Origin of the sequence: Pseudomonas akapageensis, from assembly GCF_011355085.1 — a bacterium.
In the GTDB taxonomy this organism is placed as follows: Bacteria; Pseudomonadota; Gammaproteobacteria; order Pseudomonadales; family Pseudomonadaceae; genus Aquipseudomonas; species Aquipseudomonas akapageensis.
Window position 1 is genome coordinate 1 of record NZ_VXCP01000003.1, and the last position, 17,926, is coordinate 17,926.

At 60.4% G+C, this 17,926-nt stretch carries 13 protein-coding genes; 8 read left to right on the plus strand and 5 right to left on the minus strand.

Going from position 1 to position 17,926, the window contains the following annotated elements:
• From F2S13_RS04230 to edd, 4 genes are all read right to left on the minus strand, one after another.
• Window positions 1-1,316 (minus strand): ATP-binding protein (locus F2S13_RS04230; RefSeq protein WP_166359259.1); only part of this gene is annotated, 1,316 nt, incomplete at its 3' end.
• 43 nt (window positions 1,317-1,359) lie between these two features.
• The gene (locus F2S13_RS04235) at window positions 1,360-2,085 is read right to left on the minus strand and encodes a response regulator (protein WP_166359219.1); all 726 of its coding nucleotides are present in this window, start codon (window positions 2,083-2,085) and stop codon (window positions 1,360-1,362) included.
• 60 nt (window positions 2,086-2,145) lie between these two features.
• Complete coding sequence (locus F2S13_RS04240) at window positions 2,146-3,114, minus strand: glucokinase (RefSeq protein ID WP_166359220.1); 969 nt, start codon at window positions 3,112-3,114, stop codon at window positions 2,146-2,148.
• Entirely contained in the window at window positions 3,111-4,937 is a 1,827-nt protein-coding gene (gene edd / locus F2S13_RS04245; RefSeq protein WP_166359221.1) for a phosphogluconate dehydratase, read from the minus strand. The genes F2S13_RS04240 and edd overlap by 4 nt, the downstream gene beginning before the upstream one ends.
• A 266-nt stretch (window positions 4,938-5,203) precedes the next feature.
• Between edd and gap the strand changes: the two genes are divergently transcribed.
• Together gap and F2S13_RS04255 are read left to right on the plus strand one after the other, a co-directional pair.
• Window positions 5,204-6,205, plus strand: a complete 1,002-nt coding sequence (gap, locus tag F2S13_RS04250) for a type I glyceraldehyde-3-phosphate dehydrogenase (protein ID WP_166359222.1) — start codon at window positions 5,204-5,206, stop codon at window positions 6,203-6,205.
• A gap of 141 nt (window positions 6,206-6,346) precedes the next feature.
• Window positions 6,347-8,485 (plus strand): methyl-accepting chemotaxis protein, encoded by a 2,139-nt coding sequence (locus F2S13_RS04255; protein WP_166359223.1) that lies wholly within the window; start codon window positions 6,347-6,349, stop codon window positions 8,483-8,485.
• Between the two features lie 116 nt (window positions 8,486-8,601).
• Here F2S13_RS04255 and arcD (F2S13_RS04260) read toward each other — a convergent pair whose 3' ends face one another.
• Window positions 8,602-10,029, minus strand: coding sequence for an arginine-ornithine antiporter (gene arcD / locus F2S13_RS04260; RefSeq protein ID WP_166359224.1), 1,428 nt, complete (start codon window positions 10,027-10,029; stop codon window positions 8,602-8,604).
• Window positions 10,030-10,466: 437 nt separating this feature from the next.
• Here arcD (F2S13_RS04260) and arcD (F2S13_RS04265) point away from each other — a divergent pair, with 437 nt between their 5' ends.
• From arcD (F2S13_RS04265) to F2S13_RS04290, 6 genes are all read left to right on the plus strand, one after another.
• Window positions 10,467-11,894 (plus strand): arginine-ornithine antiporter, encoded by a 1,428-nt coding sequence (gene arcD / locus F2S13_RS04265; protein ID WP_166359225.1) that lies wholly within the window; start codon window positions 10,467-10,469, stop codon window positions 11,892-11,894.
• Window positions 11,895-11,927: 33 nt separating this feature from the next.
• The gene (gene arcA, locus F2S13_RS04270) at window positions 11,928-13,184 is read left to right on the plus strand and encodes an arginine deiminase (protein WP_166359226.1); all 1,257 of its coding nucleotides are present in this window, start codon (window positions 11,928-11,930) and stop codon (window positions 13,182-13,184) included.
• A 192-nt stretch (window positions 13,185-13,376) separates the two neighbouring features.
• Window positions 13,377-14,387 carry an ornithine carbamoyltransferase gene (locus F2S13_RS04275; protein ID WP_166359227.1) on the plus strand — a complete coding sequence of 337 codons (1,011 nt, stop codon included), beginning with the start codon at window positions 13,377-13,379 and terminating at the stop codon, window positions 14,385-14,387.
• Between the two features lie 186 nt (window positions 14,388-14,573).
• Window positions 14,574-15,506, plus strand: coding sequence for a carbamate kinase (arcC, locus tag F2S13_RS04280; RefSeq protein ID WP_166359228.1), 933 nt, complete (start codon window positions 14,574-14,576; stop codon window positions 15,504-15,506).
• A 57-nt stretch (window positions 15,507-15,563) separates the two neighbouring features.
• Window positions 15,564-15,929 carry a DUF5064 family protein gene (locus F2S13_RS04285; protein WP_166359229.1) on the plus strand — a complete coding sequence of 122 codons (366 nt, stop codon included), beginning with the start codon at window positions 15,564-15,566 and terminating at the stop codon, window positions 15,927-15,929.
• A gap of 195 nt (window positions 15,930-16,124) precedes the next feature.
• Window positions 16,125-17,633 (plus strand): sigma-54-dependent transcriptional regulator, encoded by a 1,509-nt coding sequence (locus F2S13_RS04290; protein ID WP_166359230.1) that lies wholly within the window; start codon window positions 16,125-16,127, stop codon window positions 17,631-17,633.
• Window positions 17,634-17,926: the final 293 nt, after the last annotated feature.

The window sequence follows — 17,926 nt, forward strand, 5'->3', positions numbered from 1 at the left end:
TGGCTATGAGCAATATTGCGCGCAATCCCCAACCCCAACCCATACCCCTGCTGCTGCCCGGCCAAGCGAAAATGCGGTTCGAATACCTGCTCCAGGCGCTGCTCCGGTACACCCGGCCCTTCATCATCCACATGCAGAACGAACCCACGGCCATCATCTTCGATGAACAGATGCGCCTTCTGCCCATACTTCAAGGCATTGTCGATCAGGTTGCCGATACAGCGCTTGAGCGCCAGTGGCTTGCCGGGATAAGGCCACAGGGCCTTGCCCTGGACAGTGACCCGATCCGAAGCCAGGTAAGGCTCGACCAGGCAATGCAGCACATGATCCAGATCGACCTTCTCGATGTTCTCGTGGATATCGGTATCTTTCACACATTGCAGGGCCCCCTTGACCAGCAATTCCAGTTCATCGAGGTCGCGACCGAACCTGGTCTGGAGTGCGTCATCCTCAAGCAGCTCCACACGCAGGCGCAGACGGGTAATGGGCGTGCGCAGGTCATGGGAAATGGCGCTGAACAGCTGGCTGCGCTCGGTCAGGTAGCGGCTGATGCGCTCACGCATGGCGTTGAAGGCACGCCCGACTTCCTCTACTTCGATGCCGCCGCCTTCGGCCACCGGCTCCACTTCCGCCCCTAGCGACATCTCCCTCGCCGCCAGGGCCAGGCGCTTGAGCGGGCGGCTTTGCCAGTGCACCAACAGCCCGATGAACAACAACAGGAACGAACTGGTGAGAACGATGAACCAGACCTGCTGCGCCGGCAGCCCTTCCTCCTCAAGGCTGGTGTAGGGCTCTGGCAGCAGAGAAGCGATATACAGCCACTCACCCTCTGCCAGGCGGATCTGCGTGACCAGCACCGGCGGGTTGACCGGCTCCAGGGTCAAGGCGTAGTGGGCCCAGGAACGCGGCAACTCGTCGAGTTTCAGGCCACTGTTGAAGATGCGCAGGTCCTGCGGGCTGACGAATTGCACCGAGATATCGATCTGTTCGCCCAGTCGCTGGCGCAACACTTCATCGACTGCCTCGAGCACGGCCGTCTTGCGTGGCGTGGGCGGCAACACGCGCATGTCCAGCGGCCTGTCGTTGAGCGAGACCACAAAGCGCGTACCACCCATGCTGCGCAGTTGGTCGAGCACCAGTGGCCGGTAGGCCACGGGCAGGGAGCGGAAGTAGCTGACGCTGGCCGTCATCGAGTGCGCCAGGCTGCGGGCACTGGTCACCAGGCCTTCGAGCTGAGTGGCACGCAATTGCGACAGCCAGATTACGCTGGACAATGCCTGTGCCAGCAACACCACCAGCAGGGTCAGAAACAGCATGCGCCCAAGCAACGAGCGCGGGACTGGCAGGCGCCAGCGCCACTCAGTACGCACTGACAACGTTGGCCGCCAACAGGTAACCGCTGCCGCGTACCGTACGAATCAAACGCGGCGGCTTGTCGGTATCGCGCAGGCGTTGGCGCAGGCGGCTGACCGCCATGTCGACGATCCGGTCCAGCGGCATCGGCTCGCGGCCACGGGTGGCGTTGCCGATGGTGTCGCGGTCGAGGATCTGCTGTGGGTGGTCGAGGAAGAGTTTGAGCAAGGCAAAATCGGCGCCGGAGAGAATCACCTCTTCTCCATCGATGTGGAACAGCCGGTGGCTGACCATGTCCAGGCGCCACTCATCGAAGGCCAGCACTTCACCACCGGCACGTTCCTGGCCGAACTGGGCACGACGCAACAACGCCTTGATCCGTGCCTGCAACTCCCGGGGGCTGAAGGGCTTGCCCAGATAATCATCGGCGCCCAGCTCCAGACCGATGACCCGATCGGCTTCGTCGGAACTGGCGGTGAGCATGATGATCGGCACCTGGGCCTGGCGCGGATGCTGGCGAATCCAGCGGCACAGGCTGAAGCCATCTTCGTCGGGCAGCATCACGTCGAGGATCACCAGATCGCTGGAGGCCTCGTTCAAGGCCTGGCGAAAGCCCTGCCCGTCGGCCACCGTGCGCACCTGAAAACCGGCTCGGCTCAGGTAAACCTGCAGCAGTTCGCGAATTTCCTGGTCGTCATCGACCAGCAGGATGGACTTACCGGCAACACTCAATTTGCACCGTCCTTGTTGTTTTTATTGGGCGTCGAAACGCCCGCTCCGCCCATTAGACCCTCAGGCCAAGGCTTGCTGCAAGGCTACCCCCGCACCGATCAAGCCACTGTACTCGGCTGTCACCACCCACACCGGCACGCCCGCGAAGTAACCGCTCATGCAGCCCTTGTCGGCAAAGCTCTCGGCAAAACCGCTGGCAAGGAACAATTCAACGAAGCGCGGAATCACGCCACCAACAATAAACACGCCACCGCGCCCACCCAGTGTCAGCACGTTGTTACCGGCGACCCGGCCGAGGAAACGGCAGAACTGTTCGATCACCGCCAACGCCACGGCATCGCCGGCCAGCGCTGCCGCCGTGACCTCGGCGGGAGATTTCAGGGTGACCGCGTGACCATCGATCGCACAAATGGCCTGGTACAGACGCAGCAGGCCGCCACCGCTGAGCACCGTCTCGGCACTGACGTGGCCGATCTTGCTCTCGATCTGCTGGCGAATCTGCGCCTCACGGGCATTGCCCACCGGCAAGTCCACGTGCCCGCCTTCGCCGGGTAGTGCCATCCAATGACCCTGGCCATGCACCTGATCAAGAGGCAACAAAGTGCCAACACCCAGACCGGTGCCCGGGCCGATGACTACCGCTGGGCGCAGCGGATCGGCCGTGCCCTCGCATACCGTGCGGTATTCGCCTTCCTGCAACCGGGTCATGCCCAGGGCCATGGCGGAGAAGTCGTTGATCAACAACAACTCATCCACCTGCAAGGTCTTGCAGAAGGCCTTGCGACTCAGGCGCCAGTGATTGTTGGTGAAACGAAACTCGTCACCATCCACCGGCCCGGCCACCGACAGGCATACAGCGCCAATGGCGCCCGGGACGAGACCGAGACCTTCGAGGTAAACCCCGATCGCCTGCTCCGGGCTGGTGTAGTCGGCAACCGCGAGCACCCGGACCGAGTGCATGCGATCGTTTTCCCACAACGCAAATCGCGCATTGGTTCCGCCAATGTCACCGACCAGGGCCAGCTTCATTTAAGGCTCTCCAACCCCGAGGTAAAGGCACTGGCACCCTGTTCGGCGGAACTGAAGGCCATGCGCATGAAGCCGAACAACTCGCGACCACAACCCACGCCATTGTCGATCAGGCCAACGGCCAGCTCACGCGCGGCCAATTCGGTCGGATCGACCATAACCTGCAAAGTACCCTTGACCCCATCAACGCGGATGATGTCGCCATCGCGCACACGCGCCAGCGGTCCGCCGTCGAAAGCTTCCGGACAGACGTGAATGGCTGCCGGGATTTTCCCCGAAGCGCCGGACATCCGCCCGTCGGTGACCAGGGCCACCTTGAAGCCACGGTCCTGCAGCACGCCGAGGAACGGCGTCATCTTGTGCAATTCCGGCATGCCGTTCGAACGTGGCCCCTGGAAGCGCATCACCGCGACAAAATCGCGCTCAAGCTCACCGGCCTTGAAGGCATCGGCCAGTTCCTGCTGATCCTGGAAGACCCGCGCCGGGGCTTCGACCACTTGATGCTCAGGATCCACGGCCGACACTTTCATCACGCCACGGCCAAGGTTGCCTTCCATCACTCGCAACCCGCCTTCAGGCGAGAACGCCCGCGCCACCGGACGCAGGATGGCTTCGTCGAGGCTCTCGCGCGGGCCATCGCGCCAGACCAGCTTGCCATTGTCGAGGAACGGCTCCTGGGTGTAGCGGCTCAAACCATGGCCGGCCACGGTGTTGACGTTTTCGTGCAACAGGCCGGCATCAAGCAGTTCGCGGATCAGGAAGGCCATGCCGCCCGCCGCCTGGAAATGGTTGATATCGGCCTTGCCGTTCGGGTAGACGTGGGACAGCGTCGGCACCACCTCGGAGAGGTCAGCCATATCCTGCCAGGTCAACTGGAAACCCGCTGCCATGGCAATGGCCGGCATGTGCAGGGTGTGGTTGGTCGAGCCCCCGGTGGCATGCAGGGCGACGATGGAGTTGACCAGCGAACGCTCGTCGACAATTTCGCCCAGTGGCGTGAAGTTGCCGCTGGCCTTGGTCAGACGCGTCACCTGCTGTGCAGCTTCCCGGGTCAGGGCATCGCGCAGCGGCGTGTAGGGGTTGACGAACGAGGCGCCCGGCAGGTGCAGGCCCATGACTTCCATCAGCAACTGGTTGGTATTGGCGGTGCCATAAAAGGTGCAGGTGCCAGGGCTGTGGTAGGACTTCATCTCCGACTCCAGCAGCTCCTCACGGCTGGCCTTGCCCTCGGCGTAACGCTGGCGAACGTCGGCCTTCTCCTTGTTGGAAATACCCGACACCATCGGCCCACCCGGTACGAAGATGGTCGGCAAATGGCCGAACCGCAGTGCGCCCATCAGCAGGCCCGGCACGATCTTGTCGCAGATGCCCAGGCACAGGGTGGCGTCGAACATGTTATGAGACAGGGCCACGGCCGTGGACATGGCAATCACTTCGCGGCTGGCGATACCCAGCTCCATGCCCGGCTCACCCTGGGTGACGCCGTCGCACATGGCCGGCACGCCACCGGCGAACTGACCGACGGAGCCGACTTCGCGCAAGGCGCGCTTGATCTGTTCGGGGTAATGCTCGTAGGGCTGATGCGCCGAGAGCATGTCGTTATACGACGACACGATGGCCACGTTGGCGGCGTTCATCATGCGCAGGCTTTGTTTGTCCTCCGCTCCACAGCCGGCCACGCCATGGGCGAAGTTGGCACATTGCAGCCGGGCGCGTTGCGGGCCATCGCTGGCGGCACCACGAATCAGCTGCAAGTAACGCTCGCGCGTTTGACGACTACGGGCGATCAGCCGTTCGGTGACTTCAAGAACGCGGGGATGCATGTGTTGAACTCCAGGCTATGGACGTGACCTTTGCAGCCGTTTCCCTTTATGCGATTCGCCGCCTAGGCTCAAGGCAAGGGGGTTCGATTTTGATCGACAGAACGGACTGGTCGGTCACTCGTTGTAGATAGTACAAAATACTGCCACTAAAAAGGCTTGTTTTCTATTTTTTTACGAATAATCTTGTAATTCCAACAACAAAATCAGATTTCGTGAACGCTTTTCCCTCTCCACAGGGCTTCGCACAATCTGCCAGAGGTACTGCTATGACGCTCCGCATCGCAATCAATGGCTTTGGCCGCATTGGCCGCAACATCCTTCGTGCACTGTATACCCAAGGCTACCGTCAGGACCTGCAGGTCGTCGCGATCAACGATCTGGGCAACAGCGCCATGAATGCTCACCTGCTCAAGTACGACAGTGTTCATGGGATTTTCGAAGGCAGCGTCGAGTTCGACGAGGAAAGCCTGACCGTCAATGGCGACCGCATTGCCGTCAGCGCAATCCGCCACCCAGCCGACCTGCCGTGGAAGGCCGAAGCCGTCGATGTCGTGTTCGAATGCACCGGTCATTTCACCGACCGGGCCAAGGCAGCGGCCCATATTACTGCCGGCGCCCGTAAAGTCATTATCTCGGCACCGGCCAAGGGGGCCGATGCGACCGTGGTCTATGGGGTCAACCACGACATTCTGCGTCAGTCGCACCAGATCATTTCCAATGCCTCCTGCACCACCAACTGCCTGGCACCGATTGCCCAGGTGCTGCACCGCGAACTGGGTATCGAGCAAGGCTTGATGACCACCATCCACGCCTATACCAACGACCAGAGCCTCATCGACGTCTACCACAGCGACCCGTTCCGCGCGCGCTCGGCCACCCAGTCGATGATCCCGAGCAAGACCGGCGCCGCCGAAGCCGTTGGCCTGGTGCTGCCGGAACTGGCCGGCAAATTGACCGGCATGGCCGTGCGGGTACCGGTGATCAACGTCTCGCTGGTGGACCTGACCGTCAACCTCAAGCGCGAAGCCAGCAGCGAAGAGATCAACGCACTGTTCAGGGAAGCCAGCCAGCACTCGCGGATCCTCGGCTACAACAGCCTGCCGCTGGTGTCATGCGACTTCAATCACAACCCACTGTCTTCTATATTTGACGCCAGCCACACCAAAGCCAACGGCAAACTGCTCAAGGTATTGGCCTGGTACGACAATGAATGGGGCTTCTCCAACCGTATGCTGGATAACTGCCTGGCCCTGTGCAACGCCCAATAAAGGATACGCGAACGACCGTCCGTCAAATAAAACTAACGGAATTGTCCTACAAGCCGATAACCCGTTAGCGCTAAATGGATCTGGCGCACCGGGCACTTGTGCCCGGTTATTCACCCGGCCCGTCCATTCGCGAGAATCCTTATGTTCGACACGCTTTCGATTCGCCTGAAAATCGTCCTGTTGTCCGGCCTCTGCCTGCTCGGTGTTGTGGCTCTCGTGGTCGGGATGAATATTTATCAAACCCGGCAGAACGCCCAGATGGTCGGCGCTGCCAGCACACAAATGCTGACCATAAACGTTCAAAACCTTCTACAGGCCAAGGCTGCCGAAAAAGCAGTGGCCATGCAAAAGACCTTCAGTGAAAGCCTGTTGCTGATTACCGCACTCAGTGATCAGGTGCGTGACATGCGCGCCATGGGCCAGACTCGTTCGATGGATGCCGGTGCGCTTCGCGAAGAGCTCAACCAGGCCTTGAAGACCACCTTCGAGCGCAACAGCGGTGTGTTGGGGATCTGGCTGTCCTTTGAGCCCAACGCGCTCGATGGCAAGGACAGCGATTTCGTCAACGACGCCAAGCGTGGCGGTAATGACCTGGGTCGTTTCTCCAGTTACTGGAGCCGCGTCGGTGGTACGGGCGTGAACAGCCTTATCGTCGAAGAAGACTTGAACAAGACCGACCTGAACCTGAGCGGTACGCCCTACAACGTCTGGTACACCTGCGCGAAGAACAGCGCCCACACCTGCCTGCTCGAACCCTACCTCGATACCGTTGGCGGCAAGCAGGTGCTGATGACGACCATTGCCGTGCCCCTGCTCGTCGACGGCAAAGTACTCGCGGTGCTGGGCGTCGACCTGGCGCTGGACTCGTTGCAAGCCTCGGCCGTTGCCTCCCAGCGCGAACTGTTCAACGGTGCCGGGCATATGCTGATCGCCTCCAGTACCGGCCTGCTCGCCGCCAGCAGCAATGACGCCGGCAAGATCGGCAAGAACCTCGATCAAGTGCTGGCCAATGACGCCAGGGATATACAGCAAGCCCTCGGCGCCGGCAGCCCACAAGTGTTCAAGCAGGGTGATGTGATTCGCGCCGTGTTCCCGGCTACCCCTATCCCCAGCGCCAAGCCCTGGGGCGTGATCATCGACCTGCCCGAGCAGGTGCTGCTGGCCGATGCGGTAAAACTGCGGAGCATTCTCGATGACGCGCAAACCAGCGCCACCATCAAGGCGCTGTTGATCGCCGCCTTCTCCGGGCTGGCAGGCCTGCTGTTGATGTGGCTGACCGCCTCGGGCGTGACCCGGCCGATCGCCCAGGTAGCCGCCATGCTCAAGGCCATTGCCAGCGGCGACGGCGACCTGACCCAACGCCTGCAGTACCAGAAGAAGGACGAGCTGGGCGAACTGGTGAGCTGGTTCAACCGCTTCCTGGACAAGCTGCAGCCGATCATCGCCCAGATCAAGCAGAGCATCGCCGAAGCCCAGGCGACCGCCGACCAGTCTTCGGAAATCGCCCGTCAGACCAGCGACGGCATGCAGATCCAGTTCCGTGAAATCGACCAGGTAGCCACAGCCTCCAACGAAATGAGCGCCACGGCCCACGATGTCGCCAACAGTGCATCGAACGCCGCCAGCGCCGCCCGTGGCGCCGACCAGTCGGCCAAAGAGGGAATGGCCATCATCGAACGCAGCACCCGCGACATTACCTTGCTGGCCGCTGAAGTCAGCAAGGCCGTGGGCGAAGTCGAAGCGCTGGCGGTCAACAGCGAGCAGATCGGTTCGGTTCTGGAAGTGATTCGCAGCATTGCCGAGCAGACCAACCTGCTGGCCCTCAACGCCGCCATCGAAGCCGCCCGCGCCGGTGAAAGCGGACGCGGCTTCGCGGTGGTCGCCGATGAAGTCCGCAACCTGGCCAGACGCACCCAGGACTCGGTCGAGGAAATTCGCCTGGTGATCGAGCGCATCCAGAACAACACACGCGGCGTGGTCGCCACCATGCATTCGAGCCATGACAAGGCCCAGGAAAACGCCGGGCAGATTCATCAGGCCGTGCAGGCACTGGACAAGATCAGCGAAGCCGTCACGGTGATCAGCGACATGAACCTGCAAATCGCCAGCGCCGCCGAACAGCAGAGTTCGGTGGCCGAAGAGGTCAATCGCAACGTCTCGGCCATTCGTTGCGTCACCGAGACCTTGACCAGCCAGGCGGCAGAGTCGGCCCAGGTGAGCAGCCAGCTCAATGCCCTGTCGTCCCAGCAGATGAAGCTGATGGATCAGTTCCGGGTTTGACCCCACGCCCCTCGTTCCCACGCTCCGCGTGGGAATGCAGTGCATGACGCTCCAGCGTCGACGCGGAGCGTCAGGGGATGCATTCCCACGCGGAGCGTGGGAACGAGGTCAGTGTGCTACAGCGACAACACCCCGCTGTACAATCCATACCCCGCCAGCACCGCGCCCGCCACCACCACCAGAAAGATCAACTTCTCCCACCCGGTAAACAACGGCTTGCCCTGCTCATGCTTGGCCCTGGCAAACAGAATCACCCCCGGCGCATACAGCAGCGCCGACAACAGCAAATACTTGACCCCCCCGGCGTACAGCAACCAGATCGCATAGAGCAACGCCACCAGACCGATCCCGAGATCCTTCCAGCGTTCCCCCGCCTGTTCCGCATAGGTTTCCCCACGCACCCCGAGCAGCACGGCATAGGCCGCCGACCACAGGTAAGGCACCAGAATCATCGACGACGCCAGATAGATCAGACTGGTATAGGTACCAGCCGAGAACAGGGTAATCAGCAAGAACAGCTGGATCATGCAGTTGGTCAACCACAGGGCGTTGACCGGCACATGATTGGCATTCTCGTTGGCCAGGAATCGCGGCATGGTCTCGTCCCGCGCCGTGGCGTAGAGGATCTCGGCACATAGCAGCGCCCAGGACAGCAATGCTCCCAACAGTGACACCGCCAGCCCCAGGCTGATCAGCAACGCGCCCCATGGCCCGACGATATGCTCGAGCACCGTGGCCAGGGAAGGGTTCTGCAGCTTCTCCAGCTCCGGCTGGCTCATGACCCCCAGTGACAGCACGTTGACCAGCACCAGCAACGCCAACACCCCGAAAAAGCCTATCACCGTGGCCTTGCCCACATCCGAGCGCTGCTCCGCCCTTCCGGAGTACACACTGGCGCCTTCGATGCCGATGAACACGAACACCGTGACCAGCATCATGTTGCGCACCTGGTCCATCACGCTGCCAAACTGCGGATTGCTCTGCCCCCAGAAATCACGGGTGAAGATATCGGCCTTGAAGGCCACGGCGGCGATCACGATGAACATCAGCAACGGCACGATCTTGGCCACGGTAGTGACCTGGTTGATGAACGCCGCTTCCTTGATCCCGCGCATCACCAGGAAATGCACCGCCCAAAGCAGCAACGAGGCGCAGGCAATGGCGATGGGTGTATTGCCTTCGCCAAACACTGGAACGTAAAAGCCAAGGGTACTGAACAGCAGGACGAAGTAACCGACGTTACCCAGCCAGGCGCTGATCCAGTAGCCCCAGGCCGAAGAGAAGCCCATGTAGTCGCCGAACCCGGCCTTGGCATAGGCGTAGACCCCCGAGTCCAGTTCCGGTTTGCGGTTGGCCAGTATCTGAAAGACGAATGCCAGGGCCAGCATGCCGATCGCCGTGATGCCCCAACCGATCAGTACAGCCCCGGCGTCGGCGCGCGCAGCCATGTTCTGTGGCAGCGAAAAAATCCCGCCACCCACCATCGATCCCACCACCAGAGCGATCAACGCACCGAGTTTGAGCTTTTGTCCTGGTTCGGACATACCCTTCTCCCTTAAGTCCTGTATTTACAATGGGATATCACAACCACGAACAAGTAATGCCAATCGCATGGCGCTTATTATAAATACTCCCTGATGGTGAATGCTTCATAACTAGTCAGTCTATCGCCAGGCGAACTAAACAGTGAGTTTTGAAGAGGACCGCGACAAACGCAACTTAATATGAATTTTTCTCGGAAAATTTGCGATTTTTAGAAAAGTGACTAGCTTGAAGGATCGCAGCAATCGCAAAAAAAGCTCTAGCATCGCATGGAGGGACCCGCGCACATGGATTGTTGCGTCATCCGCTTCATCATTCCGTCAACAACGTACAGTTATACGTCATGATGAAATATTGCACCGAACTGATCTAAGTCAGCTACTTCGATATTCACTAGACTTATTCTAGTGCCTCACTTCTCCTGGATTGGAGTATTGCAATGTCGGAAGCTCCCGGAAAACTAAAGCTTGGCGCGCTTGTTGCCTTGGTAGTGGGATCGATGATTGGTGGCGGGATATTTTCGCTACCGCAAAACATGGCTGCCAGTGCTGATGTCGGTGCCGTTCTTATTGGTTGGGCTATTACTGCAGTCGGTATGCTGACCCTGGCTTTCGTGTTCCAGACCCTGGCCAATCGTAAACCCAACCTCGATGGTGGGGTATACGCCTACGCCAAGGCCGGCTTTGGCGATTACATGGGCTTCTCGTCGGCCTGGGGGTACTGGATCAGTGCCTGGCTAGGCAACGTCGGTTACTTCGTGCTGCTGTTCAGCACACTGGGGTACTTTTTCCCGATTTTCGGTGAGGGCAACACGGTAGCGGCCATCATCGGCGCCTCGATCATACTCTGGGGGGTGCACTTCCTGGTGCTGCGCGGGATCAAGGAAGCGGCCTTCATCAACGTGATCACCACCGTAGCCAAGATCGTGCCGCTAGGGCTTTTCGTGCTGATCGCCCTGTTTGCGTTCAAGCTGGATATCTTCACCGCCGACATCTGGGGCGTCAAAAACCCCGACCTGGGCAGCGTGATGAACCAGGTGCGCAACATGATGCTGGTGACCGTCTGGGTGTTCATCGGCATCGAAGGCGCAAGTATCTTCTCGGCACGCGCGGAAAAACGTTCGGACGTCGGCAAGGCCACCGTAATCGGCTTCATTACCGTGCTGCTGTTCCTGGTGCTGGTCAACGTGCTCTCACTGGGCATCATGACCCAACCGGAACTGTCCAAGCTGCAGAACCCATCGATGGCGGCCGTGCTCGAGCATGTGGTTGGTCACTGGGGGGCCGTGCTGATCAGCGTTGGCCTGATCATCTCGCTGGTGGGTGCCCTGCTGTCCTGGGTGCTGCTGTGTGCGGAGATCATGTTCGCCGCCGCCAAAGACCACACGATGCCGGAATTCCTGCGCAAGGAGAACGCCAATCATGTACCGGTCAATGCCCTGTGGCTGACCAACGTCATGGTGCAACTGTTCCTGATCATCACCCTGTTCTCGGCCAGTACCTACCTGTCGCTGATCTACCTGGCCACCTCGATGATCCTGGTGCCCTACCTGTGGTCGGCCGCCTACGCATTCTTGCTCGCCCTGCGCAGCGAGACCTATGAACAAGCCATGGCCGAACGCAGCAAAGATCTGTTCATCGGCGCCATCGCCGTGATCTATGCGATCTGGCTGATCTATGCCGGCGGGGTCAAATACCTGCTGTTGTCCGCCCTGCTCTATGCCCCTGGCGCGATCCTGTTCGCCAAGGCCAAGCGTGAGCTGGGTCAACCGATTTTTACCAACGTGGAGAAGTTGATCTTTGCCGCCGTGGTCATTGGCGCGCTGGTCGCGGCCTATGGTCTGTATGACGGCTTTTTAACGCTGTAACACCCGTCTTTGAATCTTTGGAGGAAATCAGAAATGTCCACGGAAAAAGTTAAATACGGCGTGCATTCCGAAGCCGGCAAGCTTCGTAAAGTGATGGTTTGCTCTCCTGGCCTGGCGCATCAGCGCCTGACCCCGAACAACTGCGATGAATTGCTGTTCGACGATGTACTCTGGGTCGCCCAGGCCAAGCGCGATCACTTCGACTTCGTCACAAAGATGCGCGAGCGCGGCATCGATGTGGTGGAAATGCACAACCTGTTGACGGACATCGTTGCCCAGAAGGACGCTCTGGACTGGATCCTGGAACGCAAGGTCACCCCGAACCTGGTAGGTATCGGCCTGGTCAACGAAGTCAGCGCCTGGTTGCGCAGCCTGGAGCCACGCAAGATCGCCGAGTTCCTGATCGGCGGTGTATCGGCCGATGACCTGCCCGACTCTTTTGGTGGCGAGGCCATCAAGATGTTCCGCGGCTTCCTGGGCCACTCCAGCTTCATTCTGCCGCCACTGCCCAACACCCAGTTCACCCGTGACACCACCTGCTGGATCTATGGTGGCGTGACCCTGAACCCCATGTACTGGCCAGCCCGTCGCCAGGAAACCCTGCTGACCAGCGCCATCTACAAGTTCCACCCGCAATTCACCAATGCCGAGTTCCAGGTCTGGTACGGCGATCCGGACAAGGAACACGGCGCCGCCACCCTGGAAGGCGGTGACGTCATGCCGATCGGCAACGGCGTCGTCCTGATCGGCATGGGCGAGCGCACCTCGCACCAGGCCATTGGCCAACTGGCGCAAAGCCTGTTCAAGAACAAGGCGGTCGAGCGCGTCATCGTGGCTGGCCTGCCAAAATCCCGCGCCGCGATGCACCTGGACACCGTGTTCAGCTTCTGCGACCGCGACCTGGTCACGGTCTTCCCGGAAGTGGTGAGCCAGATCGTCGCCTTCACCCTGCGCCCGGATGAAAGCAAACCGAATGGCATCGATATCCGCCGCGAAAAAACCAACTTCATCGACACCGTGGCCGCGGCATTGAACCTGAAGAAACTGCGCGTCGTGGAAACCGGCGGCAATGCCTTCGCCGCCGAACGCGAGCAGTGGGACGACGGCAACAACGTGGTGGCCGTGGAGCCAGGCGTGGTGATCGGCTATGACCGCAACACGTCCACCAACACCCTGCTGCGCAAGGCCGGCATCGAAGTCATCACCATCAGCGCCGGCGAACTGGGCCGGGGTCGCGGCGGCGGTCACTGCATGACCTGCCCAATCATCCGCGACCCGATCGACTATTGATTAACTTTTTCACTTACTAGAACCCGACGCTGTGAAAGCGTAGCGAGCGCAGGAAAGACAAGGCAAAAACAGGCGAGGAACGGCTGGGGTCGCACCCGACTTTACTGGTTGTAAATGAGCATTCCGAGCCTGTTTTTAACGCAGTATTTCCAAGCGCAGTAGCTTTCACAGTGTCGGGCAAGGAGATCCATCATGGCGTTCAACATTCACAACCGTAGCTTGCTGAGCCTGGAACACCACACCCCTCGCGAGTTGAAGTACCTGCTCGACCTGTCCCGCGACCTCAAGCGCGCCAAGTACACCGGCACAGAGCAGCAACACCTCAAGGGCAACAACATTGCGCTGATCTTCGAGAAAACCTCCACCCGCACCCGCTGCGCCTTCGAGGTGGCCGCCTATGACCAGGGCGCCAACGTCACCTACATTGACCCGAACTCTTCGCAGATCGGCCACAAGGAAAGCATGAAGGATACCGCCCGGGTACTCGGGCGCATGTACGATGCCATCGAATACCGTGGCTTCAAGCAGGAAATCGTCGAGGAACTGGCAAAATATGCGGGTGTTCCCGTGTTCAACGGCCTGACCGACGAATACCACCCGACCCAGATGATCGCCGACGTGCTGACCATGCGTGAACACAGCGACAAGCCGCTGCACGATATCAGCTACGCCTACCTGGGCGACGCTCGCAACAACATGGGTAACTCGCTGCTGCTGGTCGGCGCCAAGCTGGGCATGGACGTGCGCATCTGCGCGCCCAAGGCCCTATGGCCACATGACGACCTGGTCGAACGCTGCAAAGGCTACGCGGCCGATAGTGGTGCACGTATCACCCTGACCGAAGACCCGAAAGCGGCCGTCAAGGGCGTCGACTTCATCCACACCGACGTCTGGGTTTCGATGGGCGAACCGGTCGAAGCCTGGGCCGAACGCATCAAGCAACTGCTGCCATACCAGGTCAACGCTGACTTGATGAAAGCCACCGGCAACCCACGTACCAAGTTCATGCACTGCCTGCCGGCCTTCCACAACTCCGACACCAAGGTCGGCAAACAGATCGCTGAGCAGTACCCCAACCTGAAAAACGGCATTGAAGTGACCGACGACGTGTTCGAGTCGCCCGCCTGTATCGCCTTCGAGCAAGCGGAAAACCGCATGCACACCATCAAGGCGATCCTGGTGTCGACCCTGGCTGACCTGTAACGGCCTCTGATGGACTAAATGCTCCTGCTTACCCTGTGGGAGCTGGCTTGCCAGCGAGGCGGTGTACCTGACACACCGCGTCGTCTGGATCGCGGCGGTCCGGCGATCCGGCAAGCCCGCTCCCACAGGGGAACATCACCGGCCCTCGGTAAGCAGGAAGTCCCCCTTTTTTAGAAGGAATGCACCATGCGTATCGTTGTTGCATTGGGCGGTAACGCCCTGCTGCGTCGTGGCGAGCCCATGACCGCTGACAATCAGCGCGCCAATATCCGCATCGCCACCGAACAGATCGCCAAGATTCACCCGGGCAATGAACTGGTCATCGCCCACGGCAATGGCCCGCAGGTTGGCCTGTTGTCGTTGCAGGCAGCGGCCTATACCTCTGTCACCCCTTACCCGCTGGACGTACTCGGCGCCGAAACCGAGGGCATGATCGGCTACATCATCGAACAGGAGCTGGGCAACCTGCTGCCGTTCGAAGTCCCGTTCGCCACCTTGCTGACCCAGGTCGAAGTCGATGGCAAGGACCCGGCCTTCCAGAAACCGACCAAACCGATCGGCCCGGTCTACAGCAAAGAAGACGCCGAGAAACTGGCCAAGGAAAAAGGCTGGGCCATTGCCCCGGACGGCGACAAGTTCCGCCGCGTGGTGGCCAGCCCCCGGCCGAAACGGATTTTCGAGATTCGCCCGATCACCTGGCTGCTGGAAAAGGGCACCGTCGTTATCTGTGCCGGCGGCGGTGGCATCCCGACCATGTACGATGAAAGCGGCAAGCTGCTCAGCGGCGTGGAAGCGGTGATCGACAAGGACCTGTGCTCGGCCCTGCTGGCCCAGGAGCTGAAGTCCGATCTGCTGGTCATCGCCACCGACGTCGACGCCGCCTACATCGACTGGGGCAAGCCGACCCAGAAAGCCGTCGCCGAGGCTCACCCGGACGAACTGGAAAGACTCGGCTTCGCTGCCGGCTCCATGGGCCCGAAAGTCCAGGCCGCGTGCGAGTTTGCGCGCAATACCGGCAAGGTCGCGGTCATAGGTTCGCTGGCGGATATTCAAGACATCGTCAAAGGGACCAAAGGTACCCGAGTCAGTACGGCCAAGGCCGGTATCAGCTACCGTTAAATCAGGGGGGCAGGCTTGTCAGCCTGCCCTTCGCCCCACTTGCGAAGGAGTAATCCAATGGCCAAATTCGAGCCCGGACATTTGCATGTAGAACGCCACGCGCTGACCCCTCAAGATCACAGCTACGACCTGAAAGTCGACTACACGGTCGATAAGGACCCCTCGAAAGGCAAAGGCGTACGCTTCACCGTGCACGGCCAGATTCAGGGCAAGGAATTGAAAGAAGAGTTCTTCCTGCCCAAGGAGGAGGCCTTCAATTTCACCCGTGATTTTTCGAAGATATTTGAAAAGTACGGTGTACCCAGGGATCAGCAGATCCAGGTCCATGTGAACAACCCAATCTACGACAAGATGTTCGAAGACATCCGCGCAAAGCTCGACCACAAGTCCGGCGACCCGGTCGATATCAAGGATTTCGAATAACAGTCCCGGCCTCATCGCGGGCAAGTCGAGTCGTCGCACCGCCGCTCCCACAGGGTGGCGCGCGGACACTGTGGGAGCGGGCTTGCCCGCGATCGACCGCAACGCGGTCGCATTGACCGCACCGCCAGATTTCACCAAACCCCCTCCACCAAGGCATACTTGCCGCCCCTGCTACCCAGAACCCGTCAGCGCCCCATGCGTATCCACGTCAGCTTCATCGACCGCGTCGGCATCACCCAGGAAGTGCTCGCCCTGCTCGGCGCGCGCAATCTCAACCTGGATGCGGTGGAAATGGTGCCGCCCAACGTTTATATCGATGCGCCGACCCTCAGCCCGCAGGTACTCGAAGAGCTGCGTGACGCGCTGTTCAGCGTGCATGGTGTTCAGGCCGTCACCGTGGTCGACATCCTGCCCGGCCAGCGCCGTCACCTGCAGCTCGATGCCCTGCTGGCCGCCATGACCGACCCGGTGCTGGCCCTGGACAGCGCCGGCCACGTGTTGCTGGCCAATCCGGCACTGGTCGCCCTGTATGGCCGCGAACCCGACGGAGAGTCGGTCAACCAGCTGTTCGCCGACCCCGACTTGCTCGGCACCCTGCTCGAGCACGGTTTTCGCCTGCCCATGCGCGAGATCGTCCTCAACGGCCAGACCTTGCTGCTCGATGCCACGCCCATCACCAATGCCGGTGCGTTGCTGACCTTGTATCAACCCAATCGCATCGGTGAACGCCTGTCGGCACTGCACCACGACCACGCCGAAGGTTTCGACGCGCTGCTTGGCGACTCGCCGCCAATCCGTACCCTCAAGGCGCGGGCCCAGCGGGTCGCAACACTGGATGCGCCATTATTGATCCACGGCGAGACCGGTACCGGCAAGGAACTGGTGGCTCGCGCTTGCCATGCAATCAGCAGCCGTCACAGCGCGCCTTTTCTCGCACTCAACTGCGCGGCGCTGCCGGAGAACCTGGCCGAAAGCGAACTGTTCGGCTACGCCCCCGGCGCTTTTACCGGCGCACAGCGCGGCGGCAAGCCAGGCCTGATGGAACTGGCCAACCAGGGCACGGTATTTCTCGATGAGATCGGCGAAATGTCACCCTACCTGCAGGCCAAGCTGTTGCGCTTTCTCAATGACGGCAGTTTCCGTCGGGTGGGCGGTGATCGCGAGGTCAAGGTCAACGTGCGCATCCTCAGCGCCACCCACCGCGATCTCGAGAAAATGGTCAACGAGGGGACCTTTCGCGAAGACCTCTTCTATCGCCTGAACGTCCTCAATCTGGAAGTACCGCCGTTGCGCGAACGCGGCCAGGACATCCTGCTGCTGGCACGCTATTTCATGCAGCAGGCCTGCGCCCAGATCCAGCGCCCCGTCTGCCGGCTCGCGCCGGGCACCTATCCGGCCCTGCTGGGCAACCGTTGGCCGGGTAACGTCCGGCAACTGCAGAACGTGATCTTCCGCGCCGCCGCCATCAGCGAGAGCAGCCTGGTCGACATCGGCGACCTGGATATCGCCGGGACGTCCGTGGCACGTCAGCACGATACCGAAGTCGATAGCCTGGAACAGGCCATGGAAGATTACGAGAGAGCGTTGCTGGAAAAGCTGTACATCAACTACCCCTCGACCCGGCAATTGGCCAGCCGCCTGCAGACCTCGCATACCGCCATCGCCCATCGCCTGCGCAAATACGGCATCCCCAACAAGTCGTAAAAACGACCTCTACCCGTACTGAAAGCGCTACAGCGTAACGATATCGCTACAGTCGGTGTCAGGACCCGCTGCGCAAGGCTTTGATCCATCAAGGCTTTTTTTACCTCGCAGCAGCTGTAGCGATTTCGCTACAGCTGGTGTCTGGCGACATCTTAGAAACCACATCAACTCATTGTTTTATAAAGACTTTTGCAAATGTGGCCGCATTTTTGCTAATGCTTAGCTCATTCACGCTCTGCCCTGCATGAGCATTCAATCGCGTCCACCGGACACCCGCTGTCCCTCTGAGGAAT

Excerpts from the sequence above, each read along its gene's own strand:
- F2S13_RS04240 (WP_166359220.1), bottom strand. The coding sequence starts at position 3,114 with ATGAAGCTGGCCCTGGTCGGTGACATTGGCGGAACCAATGCGCGATTT.
- edd (WP_166359221.1), bottom strand. The coding sequence starts at position 4,937 with ATGCATCCCCGCGTTCTTGAAGTCACCGAACGGCTGATCGCCCGTAGT.
- gap (WP_166359222.1), top strand. The coding sequence starts at position 5,204 with ATGACGCTCCGCATCGCAATCAATGGCTTTGGCCGCATTGGCCGCAAC.
- F2S13_RS04255 (WP_166359223.1), top strand. The coding sequence starts at position 6,347 with ATGTTCGACACGCTTTCGATTCGCCTGAAAATCGTCCTGTTGTCCGGC.
- arcD (WP_166359224.1), bottom strand. The coding sequence starts at position 10,029 with ATGTCCGAACCAGGACAAAAGCTCAAACTCGGTGCGTTGATCGCTCTG.
- arcD (WP_166359225.1), top strand. The coding sequence starts at position 10,467 with ATGTCGGAAGCTCCCGGAAAACTAAAGCTTGGCGCGCTTGTTGCCTTG.
- arcA (WP_166359226.1), top strand. The coding sequence starts at position 11,928 with ATGTCCACGGAAAAAGTTAAATACGGCGTGCATTCCGAAGCCGGCAAG.
- F2S13_RS04275 (WP_166359227.1), top strand. The coding sequence starts at position 13,377 with ATGGCGTTCAACATTCACAACCGTAGCTTGCTGAGCCTGGAACACCAC.
- arcC (WP_166359228.1), top strand. The coding sequence starts at position 14,574 with ATGCGTATCGTTGTTGCATTGGGCGGTAACGCCCTGCTGCGTCGTGGC.
- F2S13_RS04285 (WP_166359229.1), top strand. The coding sequence starts at position 15,564 with ATGGCCAAATTCGAGCCCGGACATTTGCATGTAGAACGCCACGCGCTG.
- F2S13_RS04290 (WP_166359230.1), top strand. The coding sequence starts at position 16,125 with ATGCGTATCCACGTCAGCTTCATCGACCGCGTCGGCATCACCCAGGAA.